The organism is Pseudarthrobacter sp. AL07 (assembly GCF_029960665.1).
Classification (GTDB): domain Bacteria; phylum Actinomycetota; class Actinomycetes; order Actinomycetales; family Micrococcaceae; genus Arthrobacter.
Window position 1 is genome coordinate 220,370 of record NZ_JASBRB010000001.1, and the last position, 14,518, is coordinate 234,887.

At 64.9% G+C, this 14,518-nt stretch carries 15 protein-coding genes and 1 riboswitch; of the genes, 3 read left to right on the plus strand and 12 right to left on the minus strand.

Features of this window, described 5'->3' with window-relative positions; genetic code table 11:
• Positions 1 to 30: 30 nt before the first annotated feature.
• Positions 31 to 399: a hypothetical protein gene (locus QK290_RS01020; RefSeq protein ID WP_282328903.1), complete on the minus strand. Its 369-nt coding sequence runs from the start codon at positions 397 to 399 to the stop codon at positions 31 to 33.
• 235 nt (positions 400 to 634) lie between these two features.
• Here QK290_RS01020 and QK290_RS01025 point away from each other — a divergent pair, with 235 nt between their 5' ends.
• Positions 635 to 3,085, plus strand: a complete 2,451-nt coding sequence (locus QK290_RS01025; protein ID WP_282328904.1) for a hypothetical protein — start codon at positions 635 to 637, stop codon at positions 3,083 to 3,085.
• A gap of 70 nt (positions 3,086 to 3,155) precedes the next feature.
• Here QK290_RS01025 and QK290_RS01030 read toward each other — a convergent pair whose 3' ends face one another.
• From QK290_RS01030 to QK290_RS01070, 9 genes are all read right to left on the minus strand, one after another.
• Positions 3,156 to 3,554, minus strand: coding sequence for a CrcB family protein (locus QK290_RS01030; RefSeq protein ID WP_282328905.1), 399 nt, complete (start codon positions 3,552 to 3,554; stop codon positions 3,156 to 3,158).
• Positions 3,551 to 4,000 carry a CrcB family protein gene (locus tag QK290_RS01035; RefSeq protein ID WP_282328906.1) on the minus strand — a complete coding sequence of 150 codons (450 nt, stop codon included), beginning with the start codon at positions 3,998 to 4,000 and terminating at the stop codon, positions 3,551 to 3,553. The genes QK290_RS01030 and QK290_RS01035 overlap by 4 nt, the downstream gene beginning before the upstream one ends.
• Positions 4,001 to 4,714 (minus strand): metal-dependent transcriptional regulator, encoded by a 714-nt coding sequence (locus QK290_RS01040; protein ID WP_282328907.1) that lies wholly within the window; start codon positions 4,712 to 4,714, stop codon positions 4,001 to 4,003.
• Positions 4,715 to 4,745: 31 nt separating this feature from the next.
• Complete coding sequence (locus QK290_RS01045) at positions 4,746 to 5,504, minus strand: class I SAM-dependent methyltransferase (RefSeq protein ID WP_282328908.1); 759 nt, start codon at positions 5,502 to 5,504, stop codon at positions 4,746 to 4,748.
• A gap of 109 nt (positions 5,505 to 5,613) precedes the next feature.
• Positions 5,614 to 7,038, minus strand: coding sequence for an aminotransferase class V-fold PLP-dependent enzyme (locus QK290_RS01050; RefSeq protein WP_282328909.1), 1,425 nt, complete (start codon positions 7,036 to 7,038; stop codon positions 5,614 to 5,616).
• A 35-nt stretch (positions 7,039 to 7,073) separates the two neighbouring features.
• A riboswitch (SAM riboswitch) is annotated at positions 7,074 to 7,187 on the minus strand.
• Positions 7,188 to 7,343: 156 nt separating this feature from the next.
• Entirely contained in the window at positions 7,344 to 8,156 is an 813-nt protein-coding gene (hisN, locus tag QK290_RS01055; protein WP_185260962.1) for a histidinol-phosphatase, read from the minus strand.
• Positions 8,157 to 8,210: 54 nt separating this feature from the next.
• On the minus strand, positions 8,211 to 9,326 hold the full coding sequence (gene rsgA / locus QK290_RS01060) for a ribosome small subunit-dependent GTPase A (protein ID WP_282328910.1): 1,116 nt from the start codon (positions 9,324 to 9,326) through the stop codon (positions 8,211 to 8,213).
• On the minus strand, positions 9,310 to 10,710 hold the full coding sequence (gene aroA / locus QK290_RS01065) for a 3-phosphoshikimate 1-carboxyvinyltransferase (protein ID WP_282328911.1): 1,401 nt from the start codon (positions 10,708 to 10,710) through the stop codon (positions 9,310 to 9,312). The genes rsgA and aroA overlap by 17 nt, the downstream gene beginning before the upstream one ends.
• Positions 10,711 to 10,716: 6 nt before the next feature.
• A complete protein-coding gene (locus QK290_RS01070) occupies positions 10,717 to 11,253 on the minus strand; it encodes a DoxX family protein (RefSeq protein ID WP_282328912.1) in 537 nt (178 codons plus the stop codon).
• 316 nt (positions 11,254 to 11,569) lie between these two features.
• On the opposite strand from QK290_RS01070, the gene QK290_RS01075 reads away from it, so the two are divergent.
• Together QK290_RS01075 and rsrA are read left to right on the plus strand one after the other, a co-directional pair.
• Positions 11,570 to 12,394 (plus strand): sigma-70 family RNA polymerase sigma factor, encoded by an 825-nt coding sequence (locus QK290_RS01075; RefSeq protein ID WP_282328913.1) that lies wholly within the window; start codon positions 11,570 to 11,572, stop codon positions 12,392 to 12,394.
• Positions 12,391 to 12,651, plus strand: coding sequence for a mycothiol system anti-sigma-R factor (rsrA, locus tag QK290_RS01080; protein ID WP_185260958.1), 261 nt, complete (start codon positions 12,391 to 12,393; stop codon positions 12,649 to 12,651). Before QK290_RS01075 ends, rsrA begins: the two co-directional genes overlap by 4 nt.
• A gap of 335 nt (positions 12,652 to 12,986) precedes the next feature.
• Here rsrA and QK290_RS01085 read toward each other — a convergent pair whose 3' ends face one another.
• Complete coding sequence (locus QK290_RS01085) at positions 12,987 to 13,598, minus strand: PadR family transcriptional regulator (protein ID WP_282328914.1); 612 nt, start codon at positions 13,596 to 13,598, stop codon at positions 12,987 to 12,989.
• Positions 13,598 to 14,440: a DUF4097 family beta strand repeat-containing protein gene (locus tag QK290_RS01090; protein WP_282328915.1), complete on the minus strand. Its 843-nt coding sequence runs from the start codon at positions 14,438 to 14,440 to the stop codon at positions 13,598 to 13,600. The genes QK290_RS01085 and QK290_RS01090 overlap by 1 nt, the downstream gene beginning before the upstream one ends.
• Positions 14,441 to 14,518 lie beyond the last annotated feature (78 nt).

Here is a 14,518-nt window from a genome sequence, read left to right on the forward strand (position 1 = left end):
GCCTGTTCAGGCCCGAATGTAATGCCCGGATCAGTCCGGAACTGCAACGTCCGCAATGCCCACAAAACGGGTCCCGACGCCGTCGAACTCGCTCCTGATAAGGCCAGCCCGCAGCGGGGGCACCTCGTCCGGGGAATGGTGCTCGCACACCACGTACGTGAATTCCGGCCACCATTTCTTAGGCCGGGCCGCTTCTTCATAGCCGCAGACGGCGCATTCCAGGTGCACCCAGACCGGACGTTTGCCGGTCCGGTTGGCCCTCGACTGGATCAGCCATGCCGGCGGGTTGTCCATGATGTCGCCCAGCTCCGCCTCGGTCATTCGTTTGGGGATGCCATGGCGCTGGGCCATTTCCATCGGTACATCAAGGGCAATTGCCGCGTCACGTCTGCTAATCATCAGAGTCAACAATACGGGACGCCGCCAAACCGGGGGACGGGCCCACAAAAACGAGTACACGCTACTCGGGACAGCGTGTGGAGCTAATCACTAGGCTCATCGGACCGGCCGGATTCTGGGCTGACGGCAGCTGGGCCGCAGACCAGATGACGCTCGGTGAAAGAAATTGCCGCGCCCTGCATCTGCGTAGAGCGTGACGCTGTCCTGATGCCGGATCACACCCAGGAGTGCTGCCATGAAAATGAAGCGAACTGTCAATTGGCTGAGTCAGATTCTGGTTTTGGCCACCATCGTAGCGGGGACAGTCCTCGCTGCCGCCAATGGTGCCGAGGCCGCGACCACCTACGGGCACCCGAGCATCAGCTACTCAGGCGCCGGCAAGCCCCCCACTTCGGATAAGCCGCAGAGCAAGTTGTGGTGGAACGACGGCTCGTGGTGGGCGGACATGTGGACCACGGGCAGTGGGTGGCACATCTACCGCCTGGACCGCAGCTCCGAGACCTGGGTGGATACTGGTGTGCTTATTGATAGCCGTACGAATACCCTGGCGGACACACTCTGGGACGGCAGCCATCTGTATATCGCATCCCATGTAGTCACCGTATCCAATGAAAATACGCCACTGCCTTCAATTCCAGGGCAGTATGCGTACCTTTACAGGTATAGCTATTCCGGCGGACAATACACGCTAGACAGCGGATTCCCGGCTTTGATCGCTACTAACAGCAGCGAGTCAATGACCATAGCCCAAGACACCACGGGTGCAATCTGGGCCACGTGGACGCAGGTCGCCGGCGACCCCGTCGCCGGGTTCACCAACACGGTTTATGTGAACAAGTCCGCGCCTGGAGGGACGGGTTGGGCAACTCCCTATATCATTCCGGTTTCCAATCCGAATCCAGCACCCGATGACATCTCAGCCATCGTCGCATACGGCACGAAGAAAATCGGGGTGATGTGGAGCGACCAGCTCACGGGGTCCGTGTGGTGGGCCACGCGCACCGACGGAACGGACCCGACGGCGACGTCGTCATGGAAAGTCCAGACTGCTACCAAAGGCAACGGACTGGCCGATGACCATCTCAACCTCAAATCACTGCAGTCCGACTCCTCCGGCCGGGTCTTTGCGGCGGTGAAGACGAGTCTCGATGTTACGTCTACGGATCCGACGCTGGATCAGTTGGTGCTGCTGGTCTTCAAACCAGGCACCGGCTCCTTCTCGAAGTCGACGATATCGCTCACCGGCGATTGCACCTCGCGTCCGCAAATAGTGCTGGACCCGGAAAACAACCTCGTCCATGCTTTCCAAACTGGACCCTCATCGACAGTCAGCGGATGCGCTTTCGACGGCGTTTCCGGCAGCATTTATGAGAAGACCGCATCCATGGACAATCCCGTATTTGCTGCGGGCCGGGGCAAACCCATCATGGAGGACCCCAATTCCCCCAACATTAATGACGTGACCACCAGCAAGCAGCCGGTGAGCAACAAGACGGGCCTTGTGGTCATGGCGAGCGACGACGTCGCCAAGCGCTATTGGTTCGCCGACAGGCCGCTCGGTGTGACTCCGGTTCCGACGGCGCCCGGGACCTTCGTGCCGGTAACCCCGATCCGGCTCCTGGACACCAGAAACACTGCACCTGTGGGGGCATTCTCGACGGTGTCCTTCCAAGCTGCCGGAGTCGCGGGTATCCCGTCAAAGGTCTCGGCTGTGGTGTTTAACCTCACGGTGACCCAGCCCCAAGCGTATGGGCATATCATCGCCTACGCGTCTGGAACCACCCGGCCTACTACGTCCAATGAGAACTTCGTCCCAGGCCAGACGGTGCCGAACTCCGTCACGGTTCCAGTTGGCGCTGACGGCAAGGTCACGCTGGTCAACAACTCTGGCGGAACCACGCACCTGATCGCTGACATCGCGGGATACTACATCGCGGGTACTCCGGCCGTCCCGGGAGCCTTCGTGCCCGTTTCCCCGACCCGGCTTTTGGACACGCGAAACACCGCACCTGCGGGCGCGTTTTCGTCGGTTTCTTTCCAGGCTGCCGGAGTCGCTGGTATCCCGGCGAATGTCTCGGCTGTGGTGTTCAATCTCACTGTGACCCAGCCCCAGTCCTATGGGCATATCATCGCCTACGCGTCTGGGACCACCCGGCCTACCACCTCCAACGAGAACTTCGTCCCGGGCCAGACCGTGCCGAATTCCGTTACTGTCCCCGTGGGCTCTGACGGCAAAATCACCCTCGTCAACAACTCGAACGGAACCACGCACGTGATTGCCGACATCGGGGGATACTACATCGCGGGTACTCCGGCCGTCCCGGGAGCCTTCGTGCCCGTTTCCCCGACCCGGCTTTTGGACACGCGAAACACCGCACCTGCGGGCGCGTTTTCGTCGGTTTCTTTCCAGGCTGCCGGAGTCGCGGGCATCCCGCTCAAGGTCTCTGCTATTGTTTTCAACCTCACTGTGACGCAGCCCCAGTCCTATGGGCATATCACTGCCTACGCATCGGGGACCACCCGGCCCAGCACATCCAACGAGAACTTTGTCCCGGGGCAGACCGTTCCGAATTCCGTTACTGTCCCCGTGGGCTCTGACGGCAAGATCGTTCTAGTCAATAACTCGTCTGGTACCACCCACCTGATCGCCGACGTCGCAGGGTACTTCCTCTCCGGCACGCCGTAACGATAGTATCCAGCTGGCACGGATCCCCTCCGGGTAGTCAGTTCACTGCACTCGCCTCGTAGGTTCGGAACTACGAGGCGAGTGCCATGCCCAGGGCCGCCGCTCCCAATCCCCAGGCCAGGTTGGCAGCGACGTTCAGTGCCGCGGCCCCGAACCGCGACTCACTGAGCAGCCGGACCGTCGCGGTGGTCCAGGAGCTGAACGTGGTGAGCCCGCCGGCAAGGCCGGTGGCGACGGCGGTCTGCCACTCGGGTGCGAGGCCGAGCCTTCCGGTGATGCCGATGGACAGCCCGATGATCAGGCACCCCGTGACGTTGACCGTGAGCGTGGCCCACGGCCAATGCCGCGGCGTGCCGGCGGTGGTGACGGGGGCGCGGCGACCGTCACGGTGGGCGAACCAGCTGTCGACGGCGAAGCGCAGCAGGGCACCTGCCACGCCGAACAAACCCACCAGGACCGCGGCAATCACGGCGCTGATCCCGCCCGGTCGCCTTGCAGTTGGTCGCCCTGCAGCCGGTCAGCGAAAAGCCGCCCGGTCCGCCACCCACCGGCCGCGGCGCCCAGACCGAGGAACAGGGACAGCCCCAGATAGGCGATCCATACGGCTTGCTCGCCGGCATGGGCCAGCCGGTCCACCGCGAATGCCACTGCTGAAAACGTGGTGAAGGAGCCCAGGAATCCGGGCCCCAGGCCTGCGCGGAGCCAAAACGCTGTCTGTGGCCGGGCCATCCAAACGGTGGTGAGGGCGGCCAGCACAAAGCTGCCGGCAACGTTGATGCCCAGGGTGGTCCAGGGCATTGTCCCCGCGGGTTCCGGAAACGCGAGGCCCAGGCCGTACCGGAGTTCCGTTCCGGCCAGGCCGCCCACCGCCACGGCAAGCCAGGCCCGCCACTGCGGGACGCGGGTGTTCGTCATTCAGATGTCGCCGAGGACGCAGCCGGCATGGGAATGGTCGCTGTGGACCCAGAGCGCGGCGGTGACTTCATCCGCGAGATCATAATCCCGCGTCCTGCCGCCGTTGCTGATCCGTACCACGAGCGCGCCGCCAAACGGTTTGCGGCCTACTACCTCCACCTCGGCGTCGAGATCGATTTCCTCGGCCGAAAGATACCGGAGCAGGTCCGGATTCTCGTCGCTGATCCGGGTGATCCTGCCGGTGTGCCCGGGATCGAGTTCGCCGAGCAGATGGGCCTCCGGCAGCAGCACCGTGCCGTCCGAGGCGGGGATCGGGTCGCCGTGCGGGTCGCGTTGCGGGTTGCCCAGTTTCGCCGCCATGCGCTCGATAAACGTGTCCGACACGGCGTGCTCCAGCAATTCGGCTTCGTCGTGGACTTCGTCCCAGCTGTAGCCGAACTCCTGGACGAGGTAGGTCTCAATAAGCCGGTGACGGCGCACCATGGACAGTGCCAGCCGGACACCGGAGTCCGTAAGGGTGATGGCGCTGTAGGGCTTGTGGTCCACCAGGCCCTGGTCCTTGAGCTTGCGGACCATCTCTGAGACCGAAGAATTGGCCACCCCCAGGCGCTGCGCGAGCTGGGAGGACGTAATTGGTTTATCCTGCCACTCCGTGAAGCCGTAGATGACCTTGACGTAGTCCTCGATCGAGGAGGAGGGCGCGCTGGTCTTCACGCTTCCAAGCCTACCCGGTGGTCTGCGCCCGTCACGCCTTCGCTGCCCGCCACGTCAGCGTCAGGTACGGCAGGCTGATGTCCTCTTCCGCGGCGTGCCCCAGATGCTTGTGCAGATACCAGTCCAGGTTGGCCAGGACCTTGCTGCGGGTGGCTTCGCCAGCGCGCAGGTAGTAGCTGCGGGACTTCGTCAGTTCCATGATGTCCGCCGTGCTGAGGCTGTCCTCCCACCCCGCCACATGGCTTTTGAGGCCTTCAAACTCCGGGCCCACCACCGGTCGGAACCCGGGCTTGTAGACGTCGCCCGCGTGCATGATGCGGGACAACCGGTGGACCCACGGCACGGACGTGTCCAGCTGGTTCCAGATCAGGGCCATGGTTCCGCCGGGCCGCAGGATCCGCGCCAGTTCGGTGCTCGCTGGAAGCGGATCGCACCAGTGCCAGGCCTGCGCAACGCTCACGACGTCGAACGAAGACTCAGGGAGGCCGGTGGCCTCTGCGGTCCCCTGGGTCGCGTAAACCCCCGGGCAGTGTGCCCGCAGCTGGTCCAGCATGTCCGGGGACGGGTCCACGGCCGAAACCGCCATGCCGCGTTCCAGCAGCAGGGTGGTGAACTTGCCGGTCCCGGCGCCCACGTCCACTGCGTCCTTGGCTCCGGAAGGGATCAGCCAGTCCGCTGATTCGGCGGGGTAGCCAGGGCGTACGCGCTGGTAATGTTCGCCGCCGTCCTGGAAACTCTGCCCGAGTTCCAGACGGCGTCCGTGCTCAAGCCTGGGGCCACCCCTTGCCACGTGCGGCCTCCTTCAACTCTGCCAATTCCGTATCCCCGTCGAATTTACCGCATAGGCCTCCACCCGGTGGGTGGCCGTCAGATCAGGAGGTACAGGACGAAAGGCTCAGTCAGTTGTCAAGGCACGGAGCCGCGCCGGCCGTACCCGGCGTGTTGGGCGCCCAGTGCGGGTAGGTGCGGGTGTCGTTAGCCGGAACCCAGCGGCCCGCGTCCACTACGTAGTCCCAGCCCAGGCCGGTCCGGCGGAGCTGTTCCAGGCCTGCGAGGAGCCGCTGGGCATCCTCCAGCCGGGAGCCTACGCCGAAGCTGGCCCGCAGCGAACCGGAGGGAATGCCGAGGCGCTTGAGGAGTGGGTGCGCGCAGAAGCGGCCGTCACGGAGGCCAACGCCATGCTCGGCCGACAGGTAGGCGGCCACCAGCCCGGCGTCGTATCCTGCCACGGAGAAGTTCACCACGCCGATGGTGCCGGTCTCGGCGTCCGTATCCGAGAAGATCTGGTGCACGGTGACGCCGTCGATCGTCCCGAGCCCGTCCACCAGGAATGACCGGATGGCCGCTTCGTGGGCGTGCCAGCGGTCCTGGTCCAAGGATGCGATGACCTGGGTGGCGCGTGCCAGGGTAGCCGCACCCAGGACGTTGGGGGAGCCTCCCTCGTGCCGGGCCGGGCCGGTGGCCCAGCTGACGCCGTCGAGCTTGGCCTCGCGGACGGCGCCGCCGCCGGCCAGGTGGGGAGTACCGGCGTCGAGCCAGTCCGTGCGGCCCACCAGGACCCCGGAGCCGAAGGGCGCGTAGAGCTTGTGGCCGGAGAAGGCGAGGTAGTCGACGTCGTCGGTGCTGATATTGATGCGTCGGTGCGGCGCCAACTGCGCGGCGTCCACCACGATCCGCGCCCCGTACTCATGGGCGAGGGCGGCCAGGGCCTTGACCGGCAGGATCTCGCCGGTGACGTTGGAGGCGCCCGTGACCGCGAGGAGACTGACGTTGCCTTGCCCAAGTTCGGCGCGCAGGACCTCAAGGGTCCCCACGATGGTGTCCGCGGCGACGACGCTGCGGTGCCGGACGCCCTGCCACGGCAGGAGGTTGGCGTGGTGCTCGATGTCCAGGTAGAGGACATCTCCATCCGGCCGGCCATCTGTCGCTGGCAGGCAACCTGCGAGCAGGTTCAGCGAGTCGGTGGTGTTTCGGGTGAAGATGACGGAGTCGTCCGGGCGTCCGCCCACAAAATCGCGCACGATGTTCCGGGCGTTCTCGTAGACAGAGGTGCTGATCTGCGACGCAAAGCCTGCGCCGCGGTGGACGCTGGCGTAGAACGGCAGGATCTCGTTGAGGTAGGCGGACACCACGGAGAGGGCAGGAGCGGATGCGCCGTAGTCCAGGTTTGCGTAGCGGACATGGCCTCCCTGGATCAACGGTGCCTGGATTTCCGCGCCGGTGACGGCGGAAAGGGGGCGTCCGGAGACGGCAGCGGCATCGTGGATCAGCGCAGCGGCGTTGTTGGGGGAAAAACTGGCGGGGGAGACGGTGGCAGTTGTCAAGGAGACCTCACTCTAAAAGGACTCCCGGTACCGGGAATCCGCGCTTGCCGTGTCCATTCCGGACCGGCCTGGTCGTCACCCGGGGCACCCCACCGCGAATGGAGGGTTGCCGGCCAGCAAACCGGGGTTTAGCGCTGGCACTCGTGACCTGTTAAGAGCGTAGAACATGTGCCGGGGCGAGAAGGAAGCCCGCCCCAATGTTAAGGGCTTTGTTACGCACGTTTGAGGAATGGAATATTTGTCGAAGATACGACGGCGGAGCCCCCAATCAGGGGGCGTCCGCCGTCGATAATTCGTAAAACGATCTAAAGAAGGTCGTCCAGATCCGGGTTCAGCCGCTTGAGGACTTCGGAGTGCAGGATGGAATTCGTGGCCAGGGCGTTGCCGCCGAACGGTCCGTCCTGGCCCTCCAGGGAGGTGAAGCGGCCGCCGGCTTCCACCACGATGGGCACCAAAGCGGCCATGTCGTACAGATTCAGTTCCGGTTCGCAGGCGATGTCCACGGCACCTTCGGCCACCATGCAGTAGGACCAGAAATCGCCATAGGCGCGTGTTCGCCACACGTCTTCGGTCAGTCCCAGGAATTCATCCAGGTTGCCGCGTTCCTTCCAGCCGCCCAGGCTGGAATAAGACAGGGAGGCATCCGAGAGCTTGGAGACGTCCGAGACCCGGAGCCGCGTTGCGGCGGCGAGGGACTTGCCCATGTAGGCTCCGGAACCCTTGGCGGCCCACCAGCGCTTGCCCAGCGCGGGTGCACTGACCACTCCCACCACGGGTTCGCCTTCGTCCACGAGGGCTATCAGTGTGGCCCACACCGGGACGCCGCGGACAAAGTTCTTTGTGCCGTCGATGGGATCAATGATCCAGCGGCGGGAGCCATGGCCCGAACTGCCGAATTCCTCGCCCAGCACGGCGTCGCGGGGACGCGAGCGGGATAGTTGGCCGCGGATGGCTTCCTCCGCGGACTTGTCCGCGTCCGTGACCGGCGTCAGGTCCGGCTTGGTCTCGATGCGGAGGTCCAGTGCCTTGAAGCGGCTCATGGTCTGGTCATCCACGGAATCTGCCAGCACATGGGCAAGGCGCAGGTCATCGTTGTAGCTCGAAGCGGGTTGGATCATGGTTACAAACTACCGTCTCCGGGCCGTGGGGTTGGGGACGTCGGCTTTTGGCCGCTAGCTTATGCTGCCCAGTTCCTTGGTTTCCTGGCCAACCAGGCGCGGATCAGTGCCGAGCAGCCGCCGCAGGGATGCTAGCCGGGCCGGGCCGGTGGGGCCCGCTTGACCGGCCGCCACCCAGGAATCCACGCCGCAGTTGACAGCCGCGGTGTTGTGCTTGCAGCCACGCTCGCAGGCATCCGTGCCCGGTTCCAGGTCCGGGAAGGACCGCAGGATCCGGTCAGGGTCCACATGGGCCAGGCCGAACGAACGGATGCCAGGGGTATCGATGATCCAGCTTCCGGCGGGAGCTCCCGTCAGCTTCAGGGCAAGGGCCGACGACGACGTGTGGCGGCCGCGGCCTGTCACCGCGTTCACGCCACCGGTAGCCCGTTCGGCCCCGGTGAGCGCATTGACCATGGTGGACTTGCCCACGCCGGAATGGCCCAGCATCACCGAGACCTTGCCCTCGAGGTACGCGCGGAGTTGCGAAACCGCGTCTCCGTCCAGGCGGGCAGAGAGGCCATCATCGGAGCGGGCATCAATACCTGAGGCCTCGGAGTCCGACGTACGGCTGATGATCACCGGGAAGTCCAGGTGTTCGTAGTTGGACAACAGTTCCGCCGGATCCTTGACATCCGCCTTGGTGACGAGCAGCAGCGGCTCGATGCCGGCGTCGTAGGCGGCCACCAGGGCGCGGTCAATGAAGCCAGTGCGTGGCTCCGGGTTTGCGGCGGCCACCACCACCACCAGCTGATCGGCGTTGGCCACCACCGCACGCTCGATCGGATCGGTGTCATCGGCGCTGCGGCGCAGCAGGGTTCTGCGGTCCTGGATCCGGACCAGCCGGGCCAGCGTGTCGGGCTCCCCGGACACATCGCCGACGAGGGAGACGAAGTCGCCGGCCACCACAGGGGAGCGGCGCAGTTCGCGGGCCCTCGCGGCGATAATGATCCGTTCGTCGCCCGAGTCCTCACCGACGACGGCGGTGTACCGGCCGCGGTCCACGGTGATGATGCGGCCCGTCACAGCGTCGTCGTGGCTGGGGCGGTCCTTCGTGCGCGGCCTGGAGCCCTTTTTGCTGGGCCGGATCCGGACGTCGGACTCGTCCCAGGAATCAGTGCTGCGTGCCACCAGCGGAACCTTCCGTGGCGTCACCGGCGGCGACGCCCTGAGTGAGCATGTCCGCCCACATCTGCGGGAACTCCGGCATGGTCTTAGCCGTGGTGGCGATGTCCTGGACCTCGATGCCCTGCACCGCCAGGCCAAGGATGGCGCCGGCGGTGGCCATCCTGTGGTCCGCGTAGCTGTGGACGACGCCGGCGTGCAGCTTTGCCGGGCGGATCACCAGGCCGTCGCTGGTCTCCTCCGCGTCGCCGCCGAGGCGGTTGATTTCGGTGACCAGCGCGGCCAGCCGGTCCGTCTCGTGGCCGCGAAGGTGCGCGATGCCGGTCAGCCGTGAAGTTCCGGTGGCCAGGGCGCAGAGGGCCGCCACGGTGGGGGCGAGCTCGCTGGTTTCGTGAAAATCCGAGCCCTTGATCTCTGACCCGCCGGTGACGGTCAGGACGCCGTCAGCGAGGCTGACGTCTGCGCCCATGTCCGCCAGGATGCTGCGCCAGAGGTCCCCCACCTGGGTGGTGCCGGTGGGCCAGTCCGGGATCCGTACGGTGCCGCCGGAGGCCAATGCTGCGGCCAGGAACGGGCCGGCGTTGGAGAGGTCCTGCTCGATGCGCTGATCAAAAGCACGGATGGGGCCGGGTGCCACCACCCAGTGGTTCGGCACGGAATCGTCCACGGTCACGCCGACGCCGCGAAGTACGGAAACCGTCATGTTGATGTGGTCCAAGCTGGGCACCGGTTTGCCCACATGCTCCAGGTGGAGTCCGTCGGTGAACCGGGCGCCGACCAGCAGGAGGGCCGAGACGAACTGGGACGACGCGCTGGCGTCGATCACCAGGTGGCCGCCCCGGACTTCCCCGGTGCCCTCGACGGTGAACGGCAGCGATGAGGGGGTCCCGCCGTCGTCCGCGGTCAGTGCCACTCCGAGGGCTTTCAGGGCCTCGATGATGGTGCCCATGGGGCGCTTCCGGGCGTGGGTGTCGCCGTCGAACACGCTCACGCCGTTGCGCAACGCGGCAAGGGGCGGAACAAAACGCATCACTGTTCCGGCGAGGCCGCAGTCAATGTGCGTGCTTGATGACGGCGCCTCCTGGCTCAGGGGCGTGACCTCAAGGTCCGGCCCGTACGCTCCGTCGCCGGGCACCTCTGTGATGGTGGCTCCCAGCTGGCGGAGGGCATCGATCATCAATGCGGAGTCCCGGGAATGCAGGGGTGCGCGGAGCCGGGACGGCCCGTCAGCCAGCGCAGCCAGGACCAGGAACCTGTTGGTCAGGGACTTTGAGCCAGGCACCGTGACGGTGGCGTTGATGGGCCTGCTGGCGAAGGGAGCCGGCCAGTGCGGAACGGTGTCGGTGGAGCTGTGTGAGTCGGTGGCTGCGGGCGGGGTGGAACCGGTCATCCGTCCTTACGCCCCCGTTGCGTGTTCCACGGCGCGGCGCACGGCCTTGTCCGCCTTGTGGAACTTTTGGCCGGTGGTCTTCCGCGCACCTGCAGCAGACTTCCGTGCGTCTGCGGCGAGATGCTCGGCACGCCAGGCCAGGCCGGGCTTGCCGGCGGTGTCCACTGAGGCCAGCAGGGCGCCGCCGCTGAGGGAGACGTTCTTGAGCAGCTGGTTCCGGCGGGCCTGGCGGCCTTCCTTGGTGCTGATGTCCGCGCTGCGCCACTCCACAAAGGTATTAAGGAGGGAGATGACGGTCAGCAGTGATGCCGAGAGGCGACTGAACTTGCCCAGGCCGAACAGTATGCCGGCACCCACCTGCGTTCCGCCTATCACGCGTGCCAGCATCTTCTCGTCGGCCTGGAACGGCAGCGACGCGGCCGCCTTCTGCAGGAGCGGCGAGAGCTGGGTGGCGGTGTCATCGGCGTTTTTCAGCTTGTCCAGTCCGGCGACGACGAAACTGGAAGCCAGCATGGGGCGGGCGAGAGTACGGACAAAGGACATGGATTTCCTCCTGGCTGGACGAACCGCACCGAATGCGGCGGAGTCCGTTCTAGTCTTGCACTTTTGAGGAATATTTGCCTGCCGCCAGCGGTTATGAATTGCGGGTCCGCCGAACACCGGACAAATCGACACACCATGGATTGCCGGGCAGATATTTGCCTGCAACGCCCTGGCCTGAGACAGAGTGGAGTTGCCCTTGAGGTTACTGAAGGACGGGACGGAACCCACCGGGCCCGTGGCGCTGCAGACTCTGGAATCCGATCTTCCGGAGTACGGAACACCACGTGCCAGGGCCGTCACAGTAGACTTGAACGCAATGAGCACCCTGGATCCGGCCCTCGAGGCCATGTATGAGGCATCCGAACGCGGAGCCAAATCAAGCAGCGACGCCACTGCCAGCAGCGATGCGCCGGCAGGGAGCGACCCGCAGCCGGAAGCGGAAGTCCCTGCGACCGTTGAGGCTGTGTCCGCTGATCCTGTGAGTGCCGAGCCTGTGTCCGCTGAGCAGCCCGTGGACGTGGCCACCGAATCGGCGGACGAACGCCGGGTCCGTTTTGAGCGTGATGCCATGCAGTACGTGGATCAGCTGTACTCGGCCGCCATGCGCATGGCAAGGAACCCTGCCGACGCGGAAGACCTCGTCCAAGAGGCTTACACCAAGGCGTTCTCAGCGTTCCACCAGTACAAGCCCGGTACCAACCTCAAGGCCTGGCTGTACCGCATCCTGACCAACACGTACATCAACCTGTACCGCAAGCGGCAGCGCGAACCGCTGCAGTCGAACTCGGACACCATCGAGGACTGGCAGCTTGCCAGGGCTGAGTCGCACACGTCCCGCGGCCTGCGTTCAGCCGAGGCTGAGGCGCTGGACCACCTGCCGGACTCGGACGTCAAGCGGGCGCTCCAGTCGATCCCCGAGGAGTTCCGGCTGGCGGTGTATTTCGCTGACGTGGAGGGCTTCGCGTACAAGGAAATTTCAGACATTATGAACACCCCTATCGGGACGGTGATGTCCCGGCTCCACCGCGGCCGGAAAATGTTGCGGGACATGCTGGCGGATTATGCCGCCGAACGAGGATTCAAAGGCGCCGTCGAATCACAGGACACGGCCGCGACCACAAAACAGGAGAACAGGAAATGAGCGACTGCCAGGGATTGGGCGACTGCGATGACGCCCGGATGCAACGCATCTACGAATACCTCGACGGGGCGTTGACCCGCGAGGACATCACGGAAATCAAGACCCACCTTGATGAGTGCCCTGAGTGCACCGAGCAGTACGACCTCGAGTGCGTGATCCGCACCATGGTGAAGCGCTCGTGCACCGAGGCCGCTCCGGAAAACCTGAAGAACGCCATTTTGGACCGGATCCACTCCATCCGCCCGGTGGACGCCTGACACAAGCGGCAGCCGTCTGCAGTACTGCCGGCGTAAAGAACAGCGCAAAGACGAAGGACCCCGGAAGCCGAGTGGCTTCCGGGGTCCTTTGCTTAAACCGTTTTCCAAGCTTTAGCTTAGGCGTTGGGGCGCTTCCCGTGGTTCGCGCCGCCACGCTTACGGTCACGACGTTTACGTGCACGCTTGCTCATAGCTGGCCTCCTTAAATGTTGGTACTCAAAAGAGCTGCCCTCAAGTCTCCCACACCATGGGACACGCCGCGAAACCGAAACGGGGTGTGGCCGGGGCCAATACTGAGCGGCGGCGCCGTCCGGCGGCTTGCTCAGCCCGTCGGCTCAGTTAGGCAGTGAGTTGCGGATGGAGATGCGCGCCTGGTCCAGCACGGTCCTGACGGTTTCCAGTGTGAGCGCGCTGAGCGGTTGTCGGGTGGCCTGCAGCCGCAGCTCCACCCGCAGCTCGTCCCGGAACGCCTGCAGCAGCATCTCCGCTTCCTTCAGCTCGCGGATCCCCTCCGACGGCTGGCGGCCGGCCTTCCTGAAGTCGGCGGCCCGCGCCGTGGAGCGGGCCGCCTCTGCCGTGGCCGCCAGGTCTGCCCGCAACCCGCGCATGTTGGCGCGGATATCCGCCCGCAGGTTGTCCGCCAGGCGGCGGACGGAAGCGGAAATGTCGTTCTCGACGCCGGCGAGTTCCTCCCGGCGCTTGTTGAGTTCAGCAAGTCCAGCCGTAGTGATGCGGTAGTTGGTGCGGCGGCCGACAGACTCGGTGTCGACGAGCCCCTCTTCTTCGAGTTTCCCCAGCCGCGGATAGATGGTCCCCGCGCTGGGGGAGTACGTGCCGCCGAACCGTTCGCTGAGGGCTTTGATCAGTTCATAGCCGTGTTTGGGTCCTGACTCCAGCAGCGCGAGCAGGTACAGCCGGAGTGCACCATGGGCGAACACCGGGGGCATCAGTGCCCCGCTTCCGGGCTTCTTGCGTCGTCGCTGCGGGCCGGCTGGCCATGGAAGATGGACGTCTTGCCGGACACCGAGTTGGTCCGGACCAGCATCAGCTTGCCGTCCGGTCCGGCAATGGTTTCCACCTTGCCGCCGGGCTGGGAGTACTGCTGGTCATCAATCACCACAACGCCGCTGGCGGACTTCGCCACGATGTCCACCCCGACGTCGTGGGGAAGCCTGATGGTGAGGTCACCGGAGACTGAATTGGCGCCGAAATCGTGGGTGAATCCGAGCAAGTCAAAACTCATGTCGCCGCTGACCGTGTGAGCCCGGATGTTGCTGAACCGGCCGGAGGCGGTGACCTCGCCGGAAATGCTCTTGGCGGTCAGGACGCCGTCGTGGTTTCTCGCGATGACCTCGCCGCTTACCGTGTTGACGTGAAGTTCCCCGGTGGTTCCGTCCGCCATCACTGAACCCGAGACGGTATTGAGCCGGGTGTGCCCGCTGGTTCCGGAGACGAGGCCATCGCCGCTGACCGTGCCGGCCTCCACCTCCACGCCGGCCGGCAGGGCAATGCTGATAACCGCTGAGTTGTTGCTGTTGTGGTTGACCGTGCCCATCAGGTTCTTGAACCAGCCCTGGGGGCCGTGCAACTGATGGCGGACCTCAAGCCTGCCGTCGGTCAGCGTCACCGACACAGGATCGCCCTGGACCTCGTTGATACCCACGCGAACAAAGGCCTCCGAGTGGATTACGACGTCGAACCTGCCGCGGACCATGCCCAGCTTCAGCGACCTGACGGGGCCAACATCGATGGTTTGCGGACCTGTGACGGTCCAGCTGTCCGCTGTCATGAATCCTCCAAAACCGCGATATATCGTGACTGATATCCCAAGATACAACGGGCCAGTGGAGCCGGTCAAGATATATCG

Bases quoted from the DNA above. Each gene is read 5' to 3' on its own strand.
- QK290_RS01020 (WP_282328903.1), bottom strand. From the start codon at position 399: ATGATTAGCAGACGTGACGCGGCAATTGCCCTTGATGTACCGATGGAA.
- QK290_RS01025 (WP_282328904.1), top strand. From the start codon at position 635: ATGAAAATGAAGCGAACTGTCAATTGGCTGAGTCAGATTCTGGTTTTG.
- QK290_RS01035 (WP_282328906.1), bottom strand. From the start codon at position 4,000: ATGACGAACACCCGCGTCCCGCAGTGGCGGGCCTGGCTTGCCGTGGCG.
- hisN (WP_185260962.1), bottom strand. From the start codon at position 8,156: ATGATCCAACCCGCTTCGAGCTACAACGATGACCTGCGCCTTGCCCAT.
- aroA (WP_282328911.1), bottom strand. From the start codon at position 10,710: ATGACCGGTTCCACCCCGCCCGCAGCCACCGACTCACACAGCTCCACC.
- QK290_RS01070 (WP_282328912.1), bottom strand. From the start codon at position 11,253: ATGTCCTTTGTCCGTACTCTCGCCCGCCCCATGCTGGCTTCCAGTTTC.
- QK290_RS01075 (WP_282328913.1), top strand. From the start codon at position 11,570: ATGAGCACCCTGGATCCGGCCCTCGAGGCCATGTATGAGGCATCCGAA.
- rsrA (WP_185260958.1), top strand. From the start codon at position 12,391: ATGAGCGACTGCCAGGGATTGGGCGACTGCGATGACGCCCGGATGCAA.
- QK290_RS01085 (WP_282328914.1), bottom strand. From the start codon at position 13,598: ATGCCCCCGGTGTTCGCCCATGGTGCACTCCGGCTGTACCTGCTCGCG.
- QK290_RS01090 (WP_282328915.1), bottom strand. From the start codon at position 14,440: ATGACAGCGGACAGCTGGACCGTCACAGGTCCGCAAACCATCGATGTT.